This window comes from Streptomyces sp. NPDC002476 (assembly GCF_042889785.1).
Classification (GTDB): Bacteria; Actinomycetota; Actinomycetes; order Streptomycetales; family Streptomycetaceae; genus Streptomyces.
Genome location: NZ_JBIARH010000009.1, coordinates 1 through 19,902 on the forward strand (window position 1 = coordinate 1; position 19,902 = coordinate 19,902).

The window sequence follows — 19,902 nt, forward strand, 5'->3', positions numbered from 1 at the left end:
TTGATAGGCCGGATGTGGAAGCCTGGTAACAGGTGGAGCTGACCGGTACTAATAGGCCGAGGGCTTGTCCTCAGTTGCTCGCGTCCACTGTGTTGGTTCTGAAACAACGAACCGCTGTTTGCTGGTTGATGTGTTTCATAGTGTTTCGGTGGTCATTGCGTTAGGGAAACGCCCGGTTACATTCCGAACCCGGAAGCTAAGCCTTTCAGCGCCGATGGTACTGCAGGGGGGACCCTGTGGGAGAGTAGGTCGCCGCCGAACAGTTTTTGTGGGGAAGCCCCGCACCCTTGTGGTGCGGGGCTTTCTCGCGTTCAAAAACAGCGGCGGACACGGGCGCCGGCCGGGAAAGTTGTTTGTGCTGGCCGGGCGGGTGGCGGCAGGATCGGTGGATGGACCATGTGATTCGAGTCGTACGTGCCGAGGAATGGCGCCTGGTCAAGGAGCTGCGGCTGGCAGCCCTGCGGGACCCGGTGGCGTCCGTGGCGTTCCTGGAGACGTACGAGCAGAGTGTGACCCGTTCCGACGCGTTCTGGCGGGACCGGGCGCTCGGCGCCTCCGAGGACGGGAACGGTGAGGTGCGGCAGTTCGTCGCCGTGGCGCCCGACGGGCGGTGGGACGGCAGCGTGACGGTGCTGATCGAACGGCCGGACGCGGAGGTCCGGTTCGGCGAGGAGGCCGAGACCCACCAGGCTCATGTGGTCGGGGTGTTCGTACGGCCCGAGGCGCGGGGGCGGGGCCTGGCCGAGAAGCTGTTCCGGGCCGCGACGGAATGGGCCTGGTCACTGGACGGACTGCGGATCGAGCGGGTGCGGCTGTACGTGCACGAGGGCAACCCGCGGGCCGCAGCGTTCTACCGGCGGATCGGGTTCGTTCCCACCGGGCGGACGGAGCCCGTGCCGGGTGATCCGTCCGCCCGGGAGATCGAGTGCGCGGTGGCGCGTCCGGAGTAGCCGCGAGGCGGCATGCGTTCGTTCGGTCGTGGCCGCTCGGGGCGGGGCAGGGCCCATCCGCTCGGCGAAGGGCGTGAGACCGGACGAGGCGGCGCGAACTCAGCGCGGGGCCGGGAGTTCCTGGAGCCAGCGGGCACGGGCCTGTTCACGGGAACGGAGGAGGGCCAGGGTCGGCAGCCCCACGGCCCCGCCCGTCGACAGCAGCTCCGGGAGCAGGGGGACGGGCGCCACTGCGGCGATGTCGTCGAGCACGAGCGTCATTGGTGGGTCGAGCCGACCGTCGGCTGACCGTGCGGCCAGGCGGCGGCCGTGCTCGACCACGTGTGAGGCGAGCGCCGTGAGCAGGGGCATCGCTCCGGGGCCCGAACGGGGATCCTCGATCGGCTCACCCACCACATAGAGAGTGCCCCCCTCGTCCACGAAAGATGCCAGCGCGAGCGAATCCGCCCGGTTCGGGGTGCAGGCCTCGCGGATGTGGACCGCGGAGAGCGCGCCGAGGGCCCGTACGGTCAACTCCTGTGCGATCTCGCGGCGTTCGGGATGCGCCGTGAGGGCGGACTCCAGCAGTCCGGCGAGTCCGGACGCGGCCTTGGGGTGGGTGCGCAGCAGCCGCACCGCTTCGTGTGCGCCGCCGCCGAGGGCCCAGCGGTGGACCTGGCGGAAGGGGCGGCCGTCGACGGCCGCGGCGTGCAGCCAGCACTTCAGGAGCGTTTCCGCGGTGTCGGCCGTCGCCGCGTCCATACGGGCCTGCGGCCGGACCGGGGCGAGCAGCGCGGCGGAGCGGGACGCGGCGGTTTCGGGGTCCTCGCAGCCCGTCGTGGGCGACCAGTGCAGGCGGGCCGGGGTGTCGCAGAGGTGGCCGGGGTCGTAGACGAGGACCGGGCCGAGCTTGGCCCGAGGCCCCTTCGTCTCCGCCCAGACCGTGGGGTCCGAGGTGACGACGAGCGCGGGCCCGTCGGCCTCCAGGATCGCCCGGACGGCGGTGGGGCGGCGGGTGGCGGGCGGACCGTGGACGACGAACGGGGCGCCGGGGGTGGGCGCCGCGCGTTCCAGGGGAGTGGTCTCCGCGCCGGGACCGGCGCCGGGGCCGGGCTCCGGAGCGGCGGGTGTCCTCGCAGCCGGCGCGGTGGCGGCCTCCGGAGCGGGGCCGGGCACGGGAACGGGGTCCGTCGCGGGCACGGCGGCGGAGCGCGGCGCGGGCGTGGGTTCCGGTGCGGAGCCGGGGCGCGGGGCGGGCTCGGGATCGAGGGGCCGCGGGGCCGACACCGGGTGACGGGCCGCCACGGCGGCTTCCGCGGGCCCGCTCGTGTCCCTGCCCGTCTCCCTTGTCTCCTTGCCCGTCTCGCCGTCCTCGTACAGGGCCGCGTGCCGTTCGGCGCGCTGCCGGGCCCGTACCGCGCGCCAGCGGGTCACCACCCCCAGCACGAAGATCGCGAGCACCACCAGCACCATCAGTTCGCCTATGAACAGGCCCCAGAACAGCCCGTATCCCGAGAGGGCGTCCGCCGGGGTCCCGGGCCAGGCGGCCGGGAGGTCGTGCGGCGCGGTGACGAGCCTGCGCATCGCGAGGGGGGTCTCGGCGAGGCTGACCCCCTCCGGCCAGGCGCCGTGCGTGAACAGACCGGCCAGACCGGTGGCCGTCCACGCCAGGAGCGTCAGCCCGAGCAGGAACGCCAGCAGGCCGATCAGCATCCCGTCCGGGATGCCTCCGCCGTTTCCGTCCCGGCCGGCTCCGCCGTGCCCGTTCCCCCCTCGGTTCCCGCCCCCGCCTCCCGTGCCTCGTACTCCGCCGTGCCCCGCCATGTCAGGCCACCGTTGACTCGGACGACTCGTTCAGCCGCCGTTGCTGGTACTCGATCCGTGCCGCGCGCTCCTCCGCCTCCAGGTCGGCGGCGCGCTCGTCGTCCGGGACGCTCTCGTCGGAGGAGGACTCGGTCATCGCGCGGTCGGTGAAGACGAGCGGCCGTTCCGCCTCGGTGATCAGGTGTTTGACGACCTGGACGTTGCCGTTGACGTCCCAGACCGCGATGCCGGGTGTGAGCGTGGGGATGATCTCGACGGCCCAGCGCGGCAGGCCGAGCACCCGTCCCGTCGCTCTGGCTTCGTCGGCCTTCTGGGCGTAGATCGTGCGGGTCGAGGCCATCTTGAGGATCGCCGCGGCCTCGCGCGCCGCCGCTCCGTCGACGACGTCGCTGAGGTGGTGGACGACTGCCACGAACGACAGGCCCAGCCGTCGCCCGAACTTCAGCAGGCGCTGGAAGAGCTGGGCCACGAAGGGCGAGTTGATGATGTGCCACGCCTCCTCGACCAGGAAGATGCGTTTCTTCCGGTCGGGCCGGATCCAGGTGTGCTCCAGCCAGACGCCGACGATCGCCATCAGGATCGGCATCGCGATCGAGTTGCGGTCGATGTGCGAGAGGTCGAAGACGATCAGCGGGGCGTCGAGGTCGATGCCGGCGCTGGTCGGCCCGTCGAACATGCCGCGCAGGTCGCCGTCGACCAGTCGGTCCAGGACGAGCGCGACGTCCAGGCCCCAGGCCCGTACGTCGTCTATGTCGACGTTCATCGCTTCGGCGGACTCGGGTTCCGGGTGCCGGAGCTGCTCGACGATGTCGGTCAGGACGGGCTGCCGGTCGGTGATCGTCTCGTTGACGTACGCGTGGGCGACCTTCAGCGCGAAGCCGGACCGTTCGTCCAGCCCGTGTCCCGTCGCCACCTCGATGATGGTGCGGAGCAGGGCGAGCTGACCGGTCGTGGTGATCGAGGGGTCGAGCGGGTTGAGCCGGATGCCGCCGTTGAGCGCGGCGGCCGGGTCGAGGCGGATCGGGGTGAGCCCGAGCTGCTGCGCGATGAGGTTCCACTCGCCGACGCCGTCCTCGCCCTGCGCGTCCAGGACGACGACCTGACGGTCGCGGAAGCGCAGCTGGCGGAGCACGTACGTCTTCTCCAGCGCGGACTTGCCGTTCCCTGACTCGCCGAGCACCAGCCAGTGCGGGGCGGGCAGCTGCTGCCCGTAGAGCTGGAACGGGTCGTAGATGTAGCCCTTGCCGGAGTACACCTCACGACCGATGATCACGCCGGAGTCGCCGAGGCCGGGGGCCGCGGTGGGCAGGTAGACGGCCTGGGCCTGTCCCGTAGATGTACGGACGGGCAGCCTCGTCGTCTCCACCTTCCCGAAGAGGAAGGCGGTGAAGGCGTCCGACAGCGCGGACAGAGGATCTCGCATGGCGGGACCGGCCTCCCTCTCGTGTCTCTTGTGTCTCTCGGTTGTCTCGGGCGTCTCGGTGGGGTCGGTCGCGCGGTCAGCGGCGGATGCCGGTGGCGAACGGCAGGGTGTTCACGAAGGCGCGGTGGTGCTCGCGGTCGCACCACTCCAGCTTGAGGTACGACTTGCCGGCGGATGCGCGGATCGTCCGCTTGTCGCGGGCGAGGGCCTCGGGGGAGCGCGAGGACACGGTGATGTACCCCACGAGGTTCACCCCGGCCGCGCCGCTCGCGAGGTCTTCGCCCCGCTGGTCGAGGCGGCCGTGCGCGGCGATGTCGCGCGGGTCGACGGTGCGGTTCATCTTGGCCTGACGGCTGGCCTCCGCCTCGTCGTTGGTCTTCTCGGTGAGCATCCGCTCGATGGCGATCTCGGTGGGTTCGAGGTCCATGCAGACCGCGACCGTACGGATCACATCGGGCGTGTGGACGAGGAGCGGGGCCAGGAAGTTGACCCCGACGGGCGTCATCGGCCATTCCTTCACCCAGGCCGTGGAGTGGCACCAGGGGGCTCGGGTGGCCGACTCACGGGTCTTGGCCTGGAGGAACGTCGGTTCGACCGCGTCCAGTTCGGCGGGCCAGGCGTTGCGCTTGGTCATCGCCTGGATGTGGTCGATGGGGTGGTCGGGGTCGTACATGGAGTGCACGAGGGAGGCGAGCCGGCTCTGGCCGAGCGGCTGGCGCACCCTGATGTCGGCCTCGGCGAGACGGGCGCAGATGTCGGTGAGCTCGCGTGCCATGACGACGGCGAGGCCCGCGTCCCGGTCCAGCTTGCGGCCGGACGCGGGGCGGGCCGCACGGGCCATGGCGTTGGCCTCGGCGGCGAGCTCACGCGTGTAGTGCATGCAGGCCACGAGGTAGGCGCGGTGCTGCTCGCTGGAGGTGGAGACCATGGACTGGAGCTGGTCGTACGAGTCCCGCAGCCAGGCCGGGGAGGAGTCGTCGCCGCGCTGGCCGACATCCTTGGCGTGCGCGTCGGGGTCGGCGGGGAGGGTACGGGCCAGCATCTGGATGCGGGTCACGAAGCCGTCCCCGTTGGCGACGTGCTTCAGCAGGGTGCCGAAGCGGTCGACGAGAGCCTCCTGGTCCTCGCTGTCGCGCAGACCGACGCCGGGGCCCTCGATCTCGATCGCGGCGGTGACGGTACGGCGGTCGGCGTGCAGCAGCACGGCGATCTCGTCCGGGCCGAAGGGGGCGGCGAGCCAGTTGATCCGGCCGATGCCGGGGGGCGGGCCGATCTCGACCTCCCGCCCGTCGGCGCGCACCCCGGCCTCCATGGCGCCGGAGCGGTAGGACGTGCCGCGGCGCAGCAGGCGCTTGTAACTCCGGTTGATCTCGTACCACTTGTAGAAGGTGCGGTGCCGGTACGGGACGTACACGATGGCCAGGGCGAGCAGCGGGAAGCCCGCCAGCAGCACGATCCGCGGGGCCAGGTAGGGGATGGCCAGTCCGCTCACCATGCCGAGGAACGCGCCGACGATGATCAGCGCGATCTCCCCGGTCTCGCGGTTCTTGCCGACGATCGCGTTCGGCCGGGCGCGGCCGATGAGATACGTGCGGCGGGGCGCGATCGTGTGGGCCGGAGTCGTCAACGCCCTCCACCTCCCGTGCTGTTGTTACCTGTACTGCCTGATCCGCCGCGCGGGGTGCGGCTGCCGTGCGGGGTGCCGGAGGCCGGACCCGATCCGCTGCGGGGCGGGGGCGCGGTGGGGGAACCGGTGCCGCGGGAGCCGTGCGCGGCGACGCCGCCGCTGACCGGGTTGGCGGGCCGGGGGCTGCCGCCGGCGTCGCCGCCGTTCTGGCCGCCGCGGCCGCTGTGCGTCTTGATGCCCTGGGAGACGAGGGCGGCGGGGGAACTGATCAGCGCGGCGGCCTGGGAGCCGTCGGTGGCCTGCTTGCGGTTGGTGCGCGCGCCCTGGATCTCGTCGCCGAAACCGGGCACGAAGCGGTAGATCATCGCGGAGGCGAAGATGGCGAGCAGGATGATGGCGAGCCCGGAGACCACGGAGGAGAACGCGTTCGGTCCGTCGTCGCCGGAGAGGGCTCCGGCCAGTCCGAGGACGATGACGATGACCGGTTTCACCATGATCACCGCGATCATGATGCCCGCCCAGCGGCGTACGTGGCCCCACATGTTCTTGTCGACGAGCCCCGCGTAGACGACGGTGCCGAGCAGGGCACCGACGTAGAGCAGGGCGGCGCGGATGACGAGTTCCAGGTAGAGGACGCCCGCGGCGAGGATCGAGACGAGCGAGACGACGATCAGCATGATCGGCCCGCCGCCGATGTCGGAGCCCTTCTTGAGCGCTTCGGCGAAGGACCCGAAGAAGACGTCGGCCTTGTTCCCGGTGGCCGAGGCGATCACGTCGCTGATGCCGTCGGTGGCGGACACGACCACGTACAGAACGAGCGGGGTGAACGCCGACGCGATGACGGTCAGCCAGAGGAAGCCGACCGCCTCGGAGATCGCGGTGCTGAGCGGGACGCCGCGGATGGCGCGCTTGGCGACGGCGAACAGCCACAGGACGAGCGTGAGGAAGGCGGAGGCGGCGAAGACGATCGCGTACTGGTTGCGGAAGGTCTCGTTGGTGAAGTCGACGTTCGCGGTCTCCTTCACGGCCTCGCTGAGCTTGTCGACGATCCACGCGGCGGCGTCGGCGCAGCCCCGGGCGAGGGAGGAGAGGGGGTCGAGGGATTCGTCGACGGTGGAGCGGCGGGTCTGGGTGGTGGCCGCCTCGCCCTTCTCGCAGTAGTCCTTGGCGAGTCCGACGATGAGGTCGCAGGCGTTGTCGCTCGCGCCGGGCGAGGGCGTCGACGACGGCTGGGGCGTGGACGACGGCGTGGGGTCCGCGACGGCCGGTGAGGCCAGCAGGAGCGACACGACCGGCAGGAGCGCCGCCACCACCGGCAGACCGGCGAGGACCGCCAGGAGGGCGCGGGCGCGCGGGCGTCGGCCGAGGAGCGTCGGCCCTTCCGGGCAGACCTTTCCGGTCACGGCACTAGCGGGCATAGGTGAAGCCTCCGTATCCCTGAACGGCACTGGCGATCTCGTCCGCGGTCGAGGCCCGGTTGTCGCCGTTGACGGGCGTGGGGCCCTCCGTCTGGCTCGACGACTCGATCCGCCAGTCGCCACCGACCCACTTGAGCTTCTGCGTGAGGGTGAACCACCGTGAGGTGACGGGCTTGGTGGAGTCCTGACCGGCCATGCCGACCAGACCCGTGCACCAGACCTCGACGGTGGCGGTGTCGCCGCCGTGCTCGACCACCTTCGTGCCCACAGGCATGGTCCGGGAGACGAAGGTCAGGCCGGACGGGGTGGTGCCGTCCGCGTTGAGACCGAGGTTCTCCAGCAGGCCCGGCGAGTACGCCTTCGTCAGGTCGGCCAGCAGGCTCTCCACGACGGCGGGGTCATGGGTGGCCTCGACGATGGACCGGCGGGTGTCGGAGCTGAACATCCCGGCCGAGCCCAGCGCCACCGCGAAGTTGGACGCCGCGCTCTGCGCGCCCTGCTCGTCGTGGGCGAAGCCGGTGGGGATCGAACCGTTCTTCCCCGTCACCGGTCTGGTGCCGGTGGCGGCGGTGGACGAGGAGTCGGGCCTGCCGCCCGCGCTCCCGGGGCCGCCGTCCTTGCCGTCCTTGCCGCCTCCGCCCAGGTTCGCGAACGCGATGGCGGCGAGCAGGAGGACGACCACGCCGACGACCATGACGAGGGAGCGGGAGGAACGGGCCGGGCGGCGGGCGGCGCCGTAGTCGTCGCCCTCGCCGTCGGGCAGTCGCGTACGGGTCTGGCGCGTACCGCCGATGGTGCTGTACGGGTCGGCGGTACGTCCCGGGCCGCTGTAGCCGCGCTCGTCGCCGGTGCTCATCTCTCGTACGTCCCCTCAACCGTTTGCTCGGCCGCTTCCTGAACCGGGTGATACGACGGTAGCCGCACGGCTTCCCGTGCGGGCGCGGTGTGGTGACTCGACATCAGGGGGACGCAACCTCTGCCGGTGGGCACGACGGGTGGGTGGTGGAGGTGGGACGGACGAGGAACGGAGGAATGGGCGCGGAGCGCCCCTGGCACGGGTGACTGCCGGTCAGACGGCCATCCCGTAGACGATGGTGAACAACGTCCCCAGGGATCCGATGATGAACACACCGGTGAGCCCTGCGACGATCAGCCCCTTGCCCTGCTCCGCGCTGAACGTGTCGCGCAGCGCGGTGGCGCCGATGCGCTGCTTGGCCGCACCCCAGACCGCGATGCCGAGGCAGAGCAGGATGGCGATGGCCATCACCACTTCGATCATCACGCGGGCCTCGTTGCCCAGGGTCCCGAACGGCCCCCAGTTCGGGGCGATTCCGCCGATGATGGTGGTGATGTCGCCCTTTTCAGCTGCCAGGATCATGTAAGTCACCGCCCCTGTTGGGTAGTTCGATGCCCCTGCCACACGACACGGGTCACCCTCTATCTTCGCTGATGAAACTGCTTTCGTACGACGGCTTGACGGCTCTCTTTACCCGAATCTCGCACGTGTGACCGGTTCGACCATCTGACTGGTGGATCGAATCGATGTATGAGTGAATACGTACGGTTACTCTGTTTATCACGGAGAGTGACCTCGGGCAATGATTGTCATCGCGCCATCCCGGCCGGAACCCGGTGTGGACCTGGTGAGTTCAAGGCGCGGAGCCGGTCCGTTCCTGGTCGGGGGCGGGATCCGGTCAGAGCAGAGGGTGACGGGGGATGGGGCGGCGGGGAGGCGTCGTCCAGGTCGGTGGTGGCTTGAAATCGCACCAGGTGCCGTCGAAGGGAAACGTTCCGGTCTCGGCGAGTCGAGCGACCGCGCGACCCTCGTCCCGGATGGCCGACGCCTCGTCGGGGGTCCAGTAGGCCGGGTGCCCGGTCTTCTCGGCGAAGGACCGTTCGTCCTTCCACCGCCAGCTGCGGTCCGGGGCCACGTCGATGTCGAGTTCGTGGTCGGCGACGTCGATGTCGTCGCCGCGGTGGACCCGGTGCTCCAGGTTCACGTACCAGCCGCGGAATCTCCGGTGGCGGCCGAAGAGCCAGAGCACCGAGTACCCGGCACCGGTCGGCTGGTGGAAGAGGGCGCTGCCCATCGGCCACCGATCGGCGACCAACGGGTATCCCTCGGCCGGGCGTTCGTGCGGCGCGATGTCCCGCAGATGCTTTCCGCGCGGGAGCCTTGTACGCCACATGGGCGTGCCGGTCTCCATCCAGACCAGCTGACCGCTGTCGGTGCGCTCGACGAGGCGCACGGGTACCGAGGTGCTCAGGTGGCCGCCGATGAAGAAGTTCCAGTGGAGTATCCGGCCAGGGGCGTCGTCCATGCCCCTGATCGTGCCCACGGCGCGGAGCACGGACACGTGGCGTGGGTGCGCGGGTGGCTCAGGGCCGGGCGGAGGCGCCGCCGTCGTCGGTGGTCCCGTCGATGTCCTCGCCGATGCCGATGCCGGTGCCGGTGCCGGCACCGGTGCCCGGGTCGGGGACCGTGTCCGTGCCGAAGTCCGTTTCGGAGTCCGTTTCGGAGTCCATGTCGTCGATGAAGTGGTCGAACTCGCCGGCCTGGACGCCCTTGGCGAAGGCGTCCCATTTGGCGCGGGTGGTGGTCACGATGTTGGTGGGGTCGCCGGTCTCGCGGAGATGGACGAGTTCGTCCGGGCCGAAGGCGATCTCGATCCAGGGGCCGGTTCCCTCGTCGTCCTCGGGGGCGGCGCGGATCCAGGTCAGGTCGGCGGGGATGTCGGTCATGGGCGGGATTCTCCTTGACGATGCGTGTTGACGGCGCGTGTTGACGGTGCCGCGAGGGAGCCGACCGGGCGCCGGGGCCGTGCGCCGGGCCGTGCCGGAGTGCGCGCGGATCTCCGCAGGGCGGACCGCGCCGGGAGCGGGAGCGGGGCGGCAGGGCGGCGAACACGGGCACGCGGGATCCGCCCCTGCCGTGGGTGCGAGGGCTCCGGCCACGGTCGGACCGGCGACGGCTGCGGGCAGTCCGGCTACCGCCGCAGGCGGTCCGGCGACGACCGCGGGCGAACCGGCGACCGTCGCGGACGGTTCGGCGACCCCGTGCACGGTTCGGCGACGGCTTCTCCTCAGAGGCTCCGGGCGATGGCGTCCACCAGGTCGCGCGACTCGGCGGCGTCCAGCGCGAGGGACTCCATGCGGTCCAGCACCTGCCGGTACTTGTGCAGGTGGGCCTCCGCGTCCAGAAGGGCCATGCCGTGCGCCTGGTCCAGCTGCACGGTGTCCAGTTGCGGTACGGATCCGTGTACGTAGTGGACCGGCTGGCCGGTCCCCGGATACCCGCCGGCCCGGAACGGGATCACCCGGATCGTGACGTGATCGCGCTCGCTCATGGCCAGCAGGTGCGCCAGCTGCTGTCTGGCCACGGCCGGACCGCCGAACCGCATGTGCAGGGCCGCCTCGTGGACGACCGCCCGGTAGGGCGCGGGGTTCTCGCGGAAGATGACGGCCTGACGCTTGATCCGGAACGACAGGTGGTGCTCGATCTCCGGGGGCGTGAGAGCGGGGACGACCTGGCGGAAGACCTCGCGGGCATGGTCCGTGGTCTGGAGCAGACCGGGCAGACCGGAGACATGGGCGGTGCGCAGTGCGGTTCCGTGGTGTTCGAGTTCCGCCAGGTCCAGCAGTTCCGTGGAGAGGATGTCCCGGTACTCCTCCCACCAGCCCCGTTTCCGGTCGCCCGTCATGGCGGCCAGCGCGTTGACCAGCGCCTCGTCGGGGCAGTGGTAGTGGCAGGACAGCGTGCGCACCCGTTCGGCGCTCACGCCGTAGCGGCCGGCTTCGATGTTGCTGATGCGTGCCTGGTTGCCGCCGAGCAGCCGCGCGGCCTCGGTCGCCGTGATCCCGGCGCGTTCGCGCAGCTTGCGGAGCTCGGCTCCCAGCCGTCTGCGGCGGGCCGTCGGTGTGGTGCTGGGCGGCATCACTCACTCCCCGTCTTGGTCACCCACACGAGCGTATCTGTTACGTAATCCATGGATTTTATGGAATGCATTCCGCATCGAGCTCTATCGTGTGACGCAGGCCACCGGTCCGGAAGTACCCCGCTCGACGGAGCGGCCTCGTCACCGGACAACCCGAAGCGCATCTTCCGACTTCCCTCCGTGAACGGAGACTTCCATGGTCAGTGCCACGGTATCCCCGCCCTGGACGTACACCCTTCAACTCCCGCGAGATCCCCGCGCTCCCGGTGTGGCCCGCGCGATGCTCCGCAGCGCGCTGCGCCTGCACGGCATGCCCGAACTCGTCGAGAACGCCGAAATGCTGGCGAGCGAGCTGGTCACGAACGCGTACCTGCACTCGTCGGGGCCGTACTCATTGCGTCTGCGCAAAGCCGGGCGAGGCCGGATCCGGCTCGGCGTCCGCGACACCAGCCCGCATATTCCCGCGCCGTTCCGAAGGAGCGCCGGGGTCCCGGCGGAGCTGGCCGAACGGGGACGCGGGCTGTATCTGGTGACGCTCTACGCGGAGAGCTGGGGAGCGGTTCCCTTGAGCGACGGAGGGGTCGGAGGCGGTGGACGGCCCGAACGCGCGCCGCAGGCAGCGGAGGTGCCGGACCGAAGCGTCCTGTCGGGGCAGGGCGGAAAGCTGCTCTGGGTGGAGTGCGTGGCCAAGGGGGAGGGCGAGGAAACCGTGGCGGGGGCGGACGCGGAGGTGCAGCGCGAGACCGCGTCGGGGCTGGGGTGAGGGGGAGGAAACTCCGGGGCGGTCTCCGCCCCTTCCGCCCACTCGCCGGAGTCGGCGTACCGCGCGCGGGGTTCGTCCTGTGAGTGGAGACAGACCGGGCACTCGCCGTCCCTGTCCGGCTGCGTGACATCGAAGCACCACACGCCTTCGCCGTCGGCCTCGGCGACTCCCACCAGATGGTTGGTCGACAACGAGCGGCCGTCGCCGCAGTCCCCACGTGCTCCGGCGAGATCATTCCTCGCCCCGGCGTCCGCTCCGACTTCTGGTCCACCGGGGCGCCCTGACGGGTGGGCTGTCCTCAATGCCCCGTATCCAGACAGTCGGTGACGGTACGGGAGAGGCCGATCACCTGGGTTTTTGAGCCTGGTATTGGGCCCTGGGGCCCATGCCGCGCCCTGTAGTGCTGTGGTCGCATAACGGTACCGGGGGGAACCGTCGCTGCACCCACTCACCAAGCTGGGGAGACTCGCCGTGTCTGGCATACGAGAATTAGCGGTACCGGGCGGCGCCGGCGTCGGTGCCGCCGAAGTTCCTCCCGGTAGACAGCCGTTGTCGCGCCCCTTGCAGGCGGTGCTGATTATCGTACGGCTTCTCTTCGCGGTCACGGTCATCGGCGTGATCGACGCGCTCGTCGTGGCGTCGGCCGTCGACGCGGTGAACGGGCGGCTGTTGGGCATGCTCGTGTACGCGGCCCTGCCCGGAGTGATCGGGTTCGTGCTGTCGCTGTACGTGCGGACCGGGGGCGTCTGGATCCGGCGCGGGCTCCTCGCCGTACACATCTGGCTCGCCCTGGGCGCGTTCGCGACCCTGAAGGACGGCACCGCCGGGCAGGGCCTGGCGCAGGTGGTCCTGCCGGTCGTCGTCATCGTCCTGCTCTGCCGGGCCGCCTCGCGCGAGTGGTTCCGCCTGCCGGCCGAACAGCGTGTCCAGTACCGTCCGTTCAGCGTCGTGCGGATGCTGAAGTGGCGTCGTGCCGACGCCGGGCAGACGGCGATGGAGTACCTGGGCATGATCCTCGTGGTCGTGGCCCTCATCGGGGCGCTCGTGGCCACGGGAATCGGCGCGCAGCTGACCGGGCAGATCCAGAACGCCATCTGCCAGCTGACCGGGGGCGCGTGCGCGCCGCCGGACGGCAATGTGGAGGCGGGCAAGGGCTCGGGGGCGACCGGCGGAGGGTCCGGCTCCTCGGGCGGTGCGGGCTCCGAAGGCGCGACCGTGACCGGTGGTACGGGCAGCGGCGGGTCGACCACCTCCGGTGGTGCGGACTCGGGCGGTTCGTCCGCGTCCGGCGGATCCGACGCGTCCGGCGCGTCCGGCGCGTCCGGTGGCACGGGCTCGTCGGGCGGCTCCGGCGGCACGGGCGGGACCGAGGGCTCCGGTGGGACCCAGGGCTCAGGCGGCACCGAGGGCTCCGGTGGCTCCGGCGAATCGACCGGCGGCAATTCTTCTTCGCCGGTTGACGCGGGTAGACAAGACGGTTCGTCGGGTTCCTCCGGCTCCTCGGAGGGCGGCTTCCTCGACGGTGTCGTCGGCGACGGCGGCCTGTTGGGCGACGTCAACGGCGTCGTCGACGCGATCTTCAACCCCGGCGACACGGTCAAGGGCATCGCCGACCAGTACGGCCAGGCGGCACGGGGCGCGGGCAACAAGTGGGACAAGGGCCAGTACATCGCCGCCGCCTGGGACATGACCAAGGCGTCCGGCGGGGGCGGCGGCGCGGTCGCCGGACTGCCCGGCTCCGGGCCCCGGGTCGAAGCGGCGGTGCAGGGCGCGACGCGCGACTACCTCAACGACCGCATCCCGTACAACGCCTCCGCGGCCGATCGCAAGGCGTGGTGGGACGGCCTGTCGCAGCAGCAGCGCGACCAGTACCTCGACCTGTCCTCGGACAAGATCGGCTACCTGGACGGTATTCCGGCGGCGGACCGGGACAAGGCCAACCGCAAGAACCTGCCCGAGCTGATCTCGAAGCTGGAGGGCAAGACCGACTCCAAGTCGAAGGAGCAGCTGGCCGGTCTGCGTGAGATCCAGCGTCAGCTGAACGAGGGCAGTCAGCCGCCGATGTACCTGCTAGGCATCAGCGACGAGGGCAACGGGAGGGCCATCGTCTCGTACGGGAACCCCGACACGTCGAAGCACGTGTCGGCCTATGTGCCGGGCCTGAACACCTCGCTGGACGAGGACTTCGCCAAGTCGGGCCTCAAGCGCGCCCGCGACACGGCGATCGGCGCCCAGGGCTACGACTCGTCGACCGCGGCGATCGTCTGGCTCGGCTACGACGCGCCGCAGTCGCCGGACGGGCTGCACAGCCTGGCCGTCGCGGGCACCAGCCGGGCGGAGAAGGGCGGTGCCGCGTACAACGACTTCATGTCGGGGATCTCGGCCACCAACCAGAACGCGGACCCGCACATCACCGCCATCGGCCACTCCTACGGCTCCCGTGCCGTGGGGGCCGCGACGCAGCACCCGGGTGGCATCCCGGGGGTCGACGACATCATCCTGGTCGGCAGTCCCGGAGTCGGCGTGGACCGCGCCGTGGACCTCGGCGTCGGTGCCGGGCACGTCTTCGTCGGTGCCGCCGAGAACGACCCGGTCACCCACCTTCCGTCCAAGACGCAGGTGGTCGTGGGTACGGTGGGGATGATCCTGGGAGGCCCGGCCGGCGCGTACATCGCGGGCGACCTGGCCGACAAGGGCGACGACGACCTCTGGTTCGGCAAGGACCCGGCGAGCAAGGCGTTCGGTGCCAAGCGGTTCCCGGTGGCCCCCGGGACGCCGTTCATCAGTACCGGTGGTGTGAGCTTCGACGCGCACTCCAACTACTTCGACCCGGTACGGGACGCCATGTCGGCGGACAGCATCGCCCTGATCGTGTCCGGCAACTCCGACAGGCTCAAGATGGAGGAACAGCGATGAAGCGAAGGTTCCGGTTCGTCGCGGTGGCACTGGCCGTCGGCTTCGCGCTGACGGGCTGCGGCAACGAACACGCGCGATCGGGCGGCGAGAGCCCGGGCAATTCCACCGAGAGCAACATGAGCACCAAGGGCACCGGAGGCAAGGGGGGCGACGAGAACACCCAGGAGACCGACGGCGTCCGGCGAGCCAAGAGGACCGACATGGACATGCAGGAGGCCGCGGAACGGTCCGACGGCATGCTCGACTCCGTGCTGGAGGCGATCGACCCCGAGGTGCAGTGGGCGCACGGCCCGACGACCACCGGTACCTGCGACGTGACCCGCAGGCGGACCGTGATGACCATCGTGTCGGCGGAACGCCGCCAGAGCTTCCTGGACCAGGTCGAGAACCACTGGCGCGAGAACGGCTACCGCATCAAGGGCAAGAACGACGACAAGGTCTTCCCGGCGGTCTACGCGCAGACCAAGGACGGCTTCGGGATCAGCGTGAGCGTCCGCGGCAAGGGCCAGGTCTTCTTCGAGGCGGACAGCCCCTGCGTGAAGGAGTCGAAGGTCGCCGAGTCCACGTCCGAGCCGAACGGACCGGCGTACAAGGGGGTCTACCCGCTCCCGCGCCCCAACGTCCGGTCCGGGTACTGGTCGAGCGGCACGGCCTGACGGGAAATCCAGACGGCCTGAAGGGGTGTCGGCACGGCGTGGTCCGTGCCGACGCGCAAGGCTTCCGGATCGGCACGCTCTGACTTGCGGTCAGGGCGTGCCGATCGTCGTTCGACGCACGGTGATCCCCGGGCGGCGCGCCGTGCGCCCCGGCGGGGGGCGGTGCGCCCCACCGGGCGGCCGGTGCGCCCCCTGTGTCACCCGAGGTGCGGGAAGGGCCCGTGAACGACCCCAGTGACCCGGTTGATTCGTACACACCCGCGAAAGCGGTCATGAAAACCGCCCCGATGGGGGATGGTTGAGGGGTGCGAAAATTCTGGGTGATCGGTGGGCTCGGCGTCGGCATGGCCATGTGCTTCGTGACGCTGCTCGTCGTCGGCACGTATTCCGCCGCCGCCGGACTCGCGGGTTCCGGCAGGAGTGGGGCGGTCGGGCTGGCGAAGGGCGCGGTGCCGGCGAAGTATCAGGGGCTGGTGCAGAAGTGGGGCAACCTCTGCCCGGCCATCAACCCGGCCCTCCTGGCCGCCCAGCTGTACCAGGAGAGCGGATGGAACCCCCGGGCCGAGAGCCCGGCGGCCGCTCAGGGGATCGCCCAGTTCATCCCGGGCACCTGGGCCGGGCACGGGATCGACGGCAACGGCGACGGCAGACGCGACGTATGGGATCCGCAGGACGCGATTCCCTCCGCCGCCTCGTACGACTGCGAGCTCGCCGGGTACGTGAAGAAGGTGCCCGGCGACCAGACGGACAACATGCTCGCCGCGTACAACGCCGGGGCGTACCGGGTGATCCGCTCCGGCGGGGTCCCGAACATCGCGGAGACGAAGAACTACGTCACCATCATCCGGTCGCTGGAGAAGAGTTTCGCCCGGCCCGTGGGGCGGGTGCAGCCCTCGGAGCAGGCGGCCGGGGCCATCCACTTCGCCCAGAACAAGCTCGGCACGCCGTATCTGTGGGGTGGCAACGGCACACCGGAGCAGGGCGGGCGGTTCGACTGTTCGGGGCTGACCCAGGCCGCGTACCGCACCGTGGGGATCGACCTGCCCCGGGTGGCGAACGACCAGTACAACGCCGGGCCGCATCCCTCGCGCGACGAACTGCTCCCCGGTGACCTGGTGTTCTTCTCGGACGACCTGACCAACTCACGGGCCATCCGGCACGTGGGGCTGTACGTGGGAGGGGGCTACATGATCAACGCTCCGTACACCGGGTCGGTGATCCGGTTCGACAAGATCGACACCCCCGATTACTTCGGTGCGACCCGCGTGACGAAGGAAGGGGCCGCGGCCCTCCCGACCGACCTTCCCGGCGACCGTCCGGAGGCCTGACGCGGCGACGGCGGTGGCCGGAACTCTCCGTAAGGCCCAGGCCCTGAGCTGCGACGATGCGTCACTCTTCGATAACGTCATAGTGATCATTCGGTGGAGGGTGGAACGCGCGCACGGACCGCGTCGTTCCCTGGGTGGACTGGATGGCCCGGGTGGACCGGGCGGCCCGCGGGCGGTGGTGAGCCGACCGCGCGCACGCCCCCCGGACAGGCCCTCGCGGGCAGGTCCGCACGGGCGACGCAGCCACGCGGTGATCGAACCGACACGGGGGTTCGTCAGGGCGGTGCACGGGTGTGCCCCGCGTCAGCAGACAAGACAAGGGGCCGCAGCGGATGGCTGGACTCGCACTGGATGGGTCGAACCCCGACGTCGGCCTGCTCTACGAGATCAACGGGCTCGCGAAGTCCGCCCCCGCCTGGTTCGACCGGATCATGGAGTTCGTGGGCGAGTACGGGATCATGCTCGGCATGGTCCTGCTGGTCCTGTGGTGCTGGTGGAGCGTGCGCCGGCGCGGCACGGCCGAGGACTCGGTGACGGCGGTCGCCGGGATCGTCTGGGCGCCGCTCGCCGCCGGGATCGCGCTGCTCGTCAACATCCCCATCCGCGGATTCGTGGAACGGCAGCGTCCGTTCCGGGAACACGCGGGACTGGAGGTCCTCGTGGAGGGGAAGAACGACTTCTCCTTCGTGAGCGATCACGCCACGATGGCCATGGCCCTGGCTGTCGGACTCTTCGTGGTCAACCGGAAGTTCGGTGTCGTCGCGATCGGCCTGGCCCTCCTGGAGGGCTTCTGCCGGGTCTACATGGGTGTCCATTACCCGACCGACGTCGTCGGCGGACTGGCGCTCGGCACGGCGGTCGCCCTGCTGCTCTCCCCGCTCGCGATGATGCTGCTCACGCCGTTGACGGCGGCCGTCTCCCGCTCGGACCGCCTCGGACGGCTCGTCAGGTCGCGCGGCTCGTCGTCGGCGGCGAGGCGCGGTGGCCGGACGGGGACGATCGGGATTCGCGAGCCGCGCTCGGGGGCGGTCTGCGGGGATGGCGAGAAGGACCTGGCCGCGTAGGCCGAGGAGCCAGAGGGCCTGCGGGAACGAGAACAGGCGATCCGGGGCGTAGCGCTTCTTCAGGTCCGTCAGACGCTCGGCGGCCGTGCCGTAGTAGGCCCGGCGCCAGTCGCCCAAGCATGGGATCCGTGTAGTTCTGGTACGCCGCCCCGGACGCGTACCGGCACATCACCATGTGGGTGCTTTTCAGCCAGTCCTGCTGGAGCGTGCCCTGTTCGGTGCGGCCGGGTGCGAGGTGCGAGGTGCGAGGTGTGAGGGGGCGTGGGGTCAGGGCGAGGCGCGGTGCTCCGAGGCGTCGGCCCGGGCCCGGTCGCGGGAGCGGCGGGCCGGTCCCGACCATCCGCAGGCGCAACGGGCGATGCAGAACGAGCCGCGTTCCACGGTCGTGGGTTCGTGTCCGACGGACGTGGGAGCGGGGGCGGTCGGCGGGGCCTCTGGGGTGTGTTGGACGTACACCCGTCCACGGTACTGGGTGCCGCCACTCGGCGGTGCGGCGTTCGGGAGCGGCGTGACGGGGGACACGGGTTGTCGTTATCCGGAACGGATGGGGGGCTCGGGCAAGCGGTACGGCGTTGGGGGTTGGCAGGCGATGGTGGTGCAGCGGCACAGGTCCGGAGGCGGGGCGCGCGCTGCCTGCGCCCTCGCCGTGGTGGGTGTGATGGCGGCGACCGCCGGATGCGGGGGCGATCGGGTCGGCGGCGACAGCGCCGTGGCCGACGAGCGGGGCGGGGCCGACTCGCTCGACGCGGTCCGCCGCGCGGCCGAGGTGCTCGGCGGGACGGTGTCCGGCACCGGAACGGGGACGGTGGCCGGGGCAGGAGCCGGGGGCGTCGGGGGAAGCGCCCGGGTGCGTACGTCGATGCAGACCGCGGCGGGCGGGACACGGGTGACGATCAGGGGCCGCGGGGCGTACGACTTCCGCAGGTGCGCCGGCCGGTTGGAGGTCGTGCTGCCCGAGAACGCCGCCGGGGCGGACGGGCACCGCCCCATTACCGAGCTGCTGGTCCCCGACGCGCTGTACATGATGAATCGCGGCGCCGGGGTGCCCACGGACAAGTGGGTCAGGGTCGACACGACGACGCTGGCGGACGGCAATCTGGTCACCGGTGGGGTGACCGACCCCATGGTCGCGGCCGAACTGCTGCGCGGGGCGCGGCAGGTGGAGTACGTGGGGCAGGCGGTGCTCGCCGGGGTGAGCGTGCGGCACTACCGAGGGGTTTCGGACATCGGGCGGGCGGCCCGCGAGGCGTCGCCGCAATCGCGCGGGGCGCTGGTCGCGGCGACGAAAGGATTTCGCACCCGAACCGTGCCGTTCGACGCGTATCTGGACGAACAGGGGCGGCTGCGCGAGGTGCGCCACCGGTTCACCTTCGCCGACGAGGGGCCCGTGGCGGAGGTGACGTCGACGATGTCGCTGTCCGATTTCGGGGTGCCCGTCTCTGTCCGGCTGCCGGACGACCACGACATCTACACCGGGAAGATCGAGGAGCGGTAGGCGGGGCGTGGCACGGCTTCGGCGTGCCGGTACGTCTGCCGAGCACGTGTCGGCACGTCGGCCGGCGCGCATGGCGGAACGGAGGCCGGGGCGCTTGTCGGCACGGCGGCGGGCGCGTCCCGGCCGGGGCGGCGGTGGCGGGTGCGGGCGGCCGGACGGGCCGGGCGGGGGCGGACGTAGGCAGGACGGCGGAGCAGAAATGGTCCGTCCGTGCCATGCGCGGCGCGTGCTCCGCTCCCTACGCTGGGAAGCCGGCACGGCAATGAGAGGTGAGTGACGTGGTGACGCTCGGCACACGGACCGAATCCGACCATGTGGCTCTCGCCGAGATCGAGCTCTGCGGCGAGCTGATGATCGCGGCGTCGGCCGCGATCGGGGAGCGGCTCAGCTCCGCCCGCATCGACGAGGTGCTGAACGTGGGGGTGGTCGCCGAGCGGGCCACCGCTCCCCGGCCCGGCGACCACCTGGCCTGACCAGTGCCCCTTCCGGCGACGTTCGCCCCGTCGCGCGGCCCGGTACTTCCC

18 protein-coding genes, 2 rRNA genes and 1 pseudogene are annotated in these 19,902 nt (G+C 71.0%); 10 read left to right on the forward strand and 11 right to left on the reverse strand.

Annotation, left to right across the window (positions count from 1 at the left end):
• The 3 genes from ACFYXM_RS13225 to ACFYXM_RS13235 form a co-directional block, all read left to right on the forward strand.
• Positions 1 to 72 (forward strand): 23S ribosomal RNA (locus ACFYXM_RS13225); the annotation flags it as partial.
• Positions 73 to 144: 72 nt separating this feature from the next.
• Positions 145 to 261 (forward strand): 5S ribosomal RNA (gene rrf, locus ACFYXM_RS13230).
• 128 nt (positions 262 to 389) lie between these two features.
• Positions 390 to 950 carry a GNAT family N-acetyltransferase gene (locus tag ACFYXM_RS13235; protein WP_389289113.1) on the forward strand — a complete coding sequence of 187 codons (561 nt, stop codon included), beginning with the start codon at positions 390 to 392 and terminating at the stop codon, positions 948 to 950.
• 99 nt (positions 951 to 1,049) lie between these two features.
• On the opposite strand, the gene ACFYXM_RS13240 is transcribed toward ACFYXM_RS13235, so the two are convergent.
• From ACFYXM_RS13240 to ACFYXM_RS13280, 9 genes are all read right to left on the reverse strand, one after another.
• Positions 1,050 to 2,642 (reverse strand): type VI secretion protein, encoded by a 1,593-nt coding sequence (locus tag ACFYXM_RS13240; protein WP_389289115.1) that lies wholly within the window; start codon positions 2,640 to 2,642, stop codon positions 1,050 to 1,052.
• A 112-nt stretch (positions 2,643 to 2,754) separates the two neighbouring features.
• Complete coding sequence (locus ACFYXM_RS13245) at positions 2,755 to 4,176, reverse strand: ATP-binding protein (RefSeq protein WP_389289116.1); 1,422 nt, start codon at positions 4,174 to 4,176, stop codon at positions 2,755 to 2,757.
• Positions 4,177 to 4,252: 76 nt separating this feature from the next.
• Positions 4,253 to 5,803: an SCO6880 family protein gene (locus tag ACFYXM_RS13250; protein ID WP_351523638.1), complete on the reverse strand. Its 1,551-nt coding sequence runs from the start codon at positions 5,801 to 5,803 to the stop codon at positions 4,253 to 4,255.
• Complete coding sequence (locus tag ACFYXM_RS13255) at positions 5,800 to 7,221, reverse strand: hypothetical protein (RefSeq protein WP_389289117.1); 1,422 nt, start codon at positions 7,219 to 7,221, stop codon at positions 5,800 to 5,802. The genes ACFYXM_RS13250 and ACFYXM_RS13255 overlap by 4 nt, the downstream gene beginning before the upstream one ends.
• Positions 7,211 to 8,077: a hypothetical protein gene (locus tag ACFYXM_RS13260; RefSeq protein WP_389289118.1), complete on the reverse strand. Its 867-nt coding sequence runs from the start codon at positions 8,075 to 8,077 to the stop codon at positions 7,211 to 7,213. Before ACFYXM_RS13260 ends, ACFYXM_RS13255 begins: the two co-directional genes overlap by 11 nt.
• Before the next feature lie 213 nt (positions 8,078 to 8,290).
• Positions 8,291 to 8,599, reverse strand: coding sequence for a hypothetical protein (locus tag ACFYXM_RS13265; RefSeq protein ID WP_018101695.1), 309 nt, complete (start codon positions 8,597 to 8,599; stop codon positions 8,291 to 8,293).
• 316 nt (positions 8,600 to 8,915) lie between these two features.
• Positions 8,916 to 9,542 carry a DUF402 domain-containing protein gene (locus ACFYXM_RS13270; RefSeq protein ID WP_389289119.1) on the reverse strand — a complete coding sequence of 209 codons (627 nt, stop codon included), beginning with the start codon at positions 9,540 to 9,542 and terminating at the stop codon, positions 8,916 to 8,918.
• A gap of 58 nt (positions 9,543 to 9,600) precedes the next feature.
• Positions 9,601 to 9,963, reverse strand: coding sequence for a DUF397 domain-containing protein (locus ACFYXM_RS13275; protein ID WP_389289120.1), 363 nt, complete (start codon positions 9,961 to 9,963; stop codon positions 9,601 to 9,603).
• 341 nt (positions 9,964 to 10,304) lie between these two features.
• Positions 10,305 to 11,156: a helix-turn-helix domain-containing protein gene (locus ACFYXM_RS13280; RefSeq protein ID WP_389289121.1), complete on the reverse strand. Its 852-nt coding sequence runs from the start codon at positions 11,154 to 11,156 to the stop codon at positions 10,305 to 10,307.
• Between the two features lie 196 nt (positions 11,157 to 11,352).
• Between ACFYXM_RS13280 and ACFYXM_RS13285 the strand changes: the two genes are divergently transcribed.
• The 5 genes from ACFYXM_RS13285 to ACFYXM_RS13305 all read left to right on the forward strand — a co-directional run bounded on the left by ACFYXM_RS13285 (position 11,353) and on the right by ACFYXM_RS13305 (position 17,883).
• On the forward strand, positions 11,353 to 11,919 hold the full coding sequence (locus ACFYXM_RS13285) for an ATP-binding protein (protein WP_389289122.1): 567 nt from the start codon (positions 11,353 to 11,355) through the stop codon (positions 11,917 to 11,919).
• 570 nt (positions 11,920 to 12,489) lie between these two features.
• Positions 12,490 to 14,835, forward strand: a complete 2,346-nt coding sequence (locus ACFYXM_RS13290) for an alpha/beta hydrolase (RefSeq protein ID WP_389289123.1) — start codon at positions 12,490 to 12,492, stop codon at positions 14,833 to 14,835.
• On the forward strand, positions 14,832 to 15,491 hold the full coding sequence (locus ACFYXM_RS13295; protein ID WP_389289124.1) for a hypothetical protein: 660 nt from the start codon (positions 14,832 to 14,834) through the stop codon (positions 15,489 to 15,491). Before ACFYXM_RS13290 ends, ACFYXM_RS13295 begins: the two co-directional genes overlap by 4 nt.
• Before the next feature lie 305 nt (positions 15,492 to 15,796).
• Entirely contained in the window at positions 15,797 to 16,819 is a 1,023-nt protein-coding gene (locus ACFYXM_RS13300) for an NlpC/P60 family protein (protein ID WP_389289125.1), read from the forward strand.
• Positions 16,820 to 17,151: 332 nt separating this feature from the next.
• Positions 17,152 to 17,883: a phosphatase PAP2 family protein gene (locus ACFYXM_RS13305; RefSeq protein WP_389289126.1), complete on the forward strand. Its 732-nt coding sequence runs from the start codon at positions 17,152 to 17,154 to the stop codon at positions 17,881 to 17,883.
• A 12-nt stretch (positions 17,884 to 17,895) separates the two neighbouring features.
• On the opposite strand, the pseudogene ACFYXM_RS13310 reads toward ACFYXM_RS13305, so the two are convergent.
• Positions 17,896 to 18,094: pseudogene (locus ACFYXM_RS13310) on the reverse strand (BBE domain-containing protein); the annotation flags it as partial.
• A gap of 56 nt (positions 18,095 to 18,150) precedes the next feature.
• Positions 18,151 to 18,339 carry a hypothetical protein gene (locus ACFYXM_RS13315; protein WP_389289127.1) on the reverse strand — a complete coding sequence of 63 codons (189 nt, stop codon included), beginning with the start codon at positions 18,337 to 18,339 and terminating at the stop codon, positions 18,151 to 18,153.
• A 133-nt stretch (positions 18,340 to 18,472) separates the two neighbouring features.
• On the opposite strand from ACFYXM_RS13315, the gene ACFYXM_RS13320 reads away from it, so the two are divergent.
• Together ACFYXM_RS13320 and ACFYXM_RS13325 are read left to right on the forward strand one after the other, a co-directional pair.
• Positions 18,473 to 19,378 (forward strand): hypothetical protein, encoded by a 906-nt coding sequence (locus tag ACFYXM_RS13320; protein WP_389289128.1) that lies wholly within the window; start codon positions 18,473 to 18,475, stop codon positions 19,376 to 19,378.
• Positions 19,379 to 19,656: 278 nt separating this feature from the next.
• Positions 19,657 to 19,851, forward strand: coding sequence for a hypothetical protein (locus tag ACFYXM_RS13325; protein ID WP_389289305.1), 195 nt, complete (start codon positions 19,657 to 19,659; stop codon positions 19,849 to 19,851).
• Positions 19,852 to 19,902: the final 51 nt, after the last annotated feature.

Excerpts from the sequence above, each read along its gene's own strand:
- ACFYXM_RS13235 (WP_389289113.1), top strand. The coding sequence starts at position 390 with ATGGACCATGTGATTCGAGTCGTACGTGCCGAGGAATGGCGCCTGGTC.
- ACFYXM_RS13240 (WP_389289115.1), bottom strand. The coding sequence starts at position 2,642 with ATGCTGATCGGCCTGCTGGCGTTCCTGCTCGGGCTGACGCTCCTGGCG.
- ACFYXM_RS13245 (WP_389289116.1), bottom strand. The coding sequence starts at position 4,176 with ATGCGAGATCCTCTGTCCGCGCTGTCGGACGCCTTCACCGCCTTCCTC.
- ACFYXM_RS13255 (WP_389289117.1), bottom strand. The coding sequence starts at position 7,221 with ATGCCCGCTAGTGCCGTGACCGGAAAGGTCTGCCCGGAAGGGCCGACG.
- ACFYXM_RS13260 (WP_389289118.1), bottom strand. The coding sequence starts at position 8,077 with ATGAGCACCGGCGACGAGCGCGGCTACAGCGGCCCGGGACGTACCGCC.
- ACFYXM_RS13265 (WP_018101695.1), bottom strand. The coding sequence starts at position 8,599 with ATGATCCTGGCAGCTGAAAAGGGCGACATCACCACCATCATCGGCGGA.
- ACFYXM_RS13270 (WP_389289119.1), bottom strand. The coding sequence starts at position 9,542 with ATGGACGACGCCCCTGGCCGGATACTCCACTGGAACTTCTTCATCGGC.
- ACFYXM_RS13275 (WP_389289120.1), bottom strand. The coding sequence starts at position 9,963 with ATGACCGACATCCCCGCCGACCTGACCTGGATCCGCGCCGCCCCCGAG.
- ACFYXM_RS13280 (WP_389289121.1), bottom strand. The coding sequence starts at position 11,156 with ATGCCGCCCAGCACCACACCGACGGCCCGCCGCAGACGGCTGGGAGCC.
- ACFYXM_RS13285 (WP_389289122.1), top strand. The coding sequence starts at position 11,353 with ATGGTCAGTGCCACGGTATCCCCGCCCTGGACGTACACCCTTCAACTC.
- ACFYXM_RS13295 (WP_389289124.1), top strand. The coding sequence starts at position 14,832 with ATGAAGCGAAGGTTCCGGTTCGTCGCGGTGGCACTGGCCGTCGGCTTC.
- ACFYXM_RS13305 (WP_389289126.1), top strand. The coding sequence starts at position 17,152 with ATGGCTGGACTCGCACTGGATGGGTCGAACCCCGACGTCGGCCTGCTC.
- ACFYXM_RS13320 (WP_389289128.1), top strand. The coding sequence starts at position 18,473 with ATGGTGGTGCAGCGGCACAGGTCCGGAGGCGGGGCGCGCGCTGCCTGC.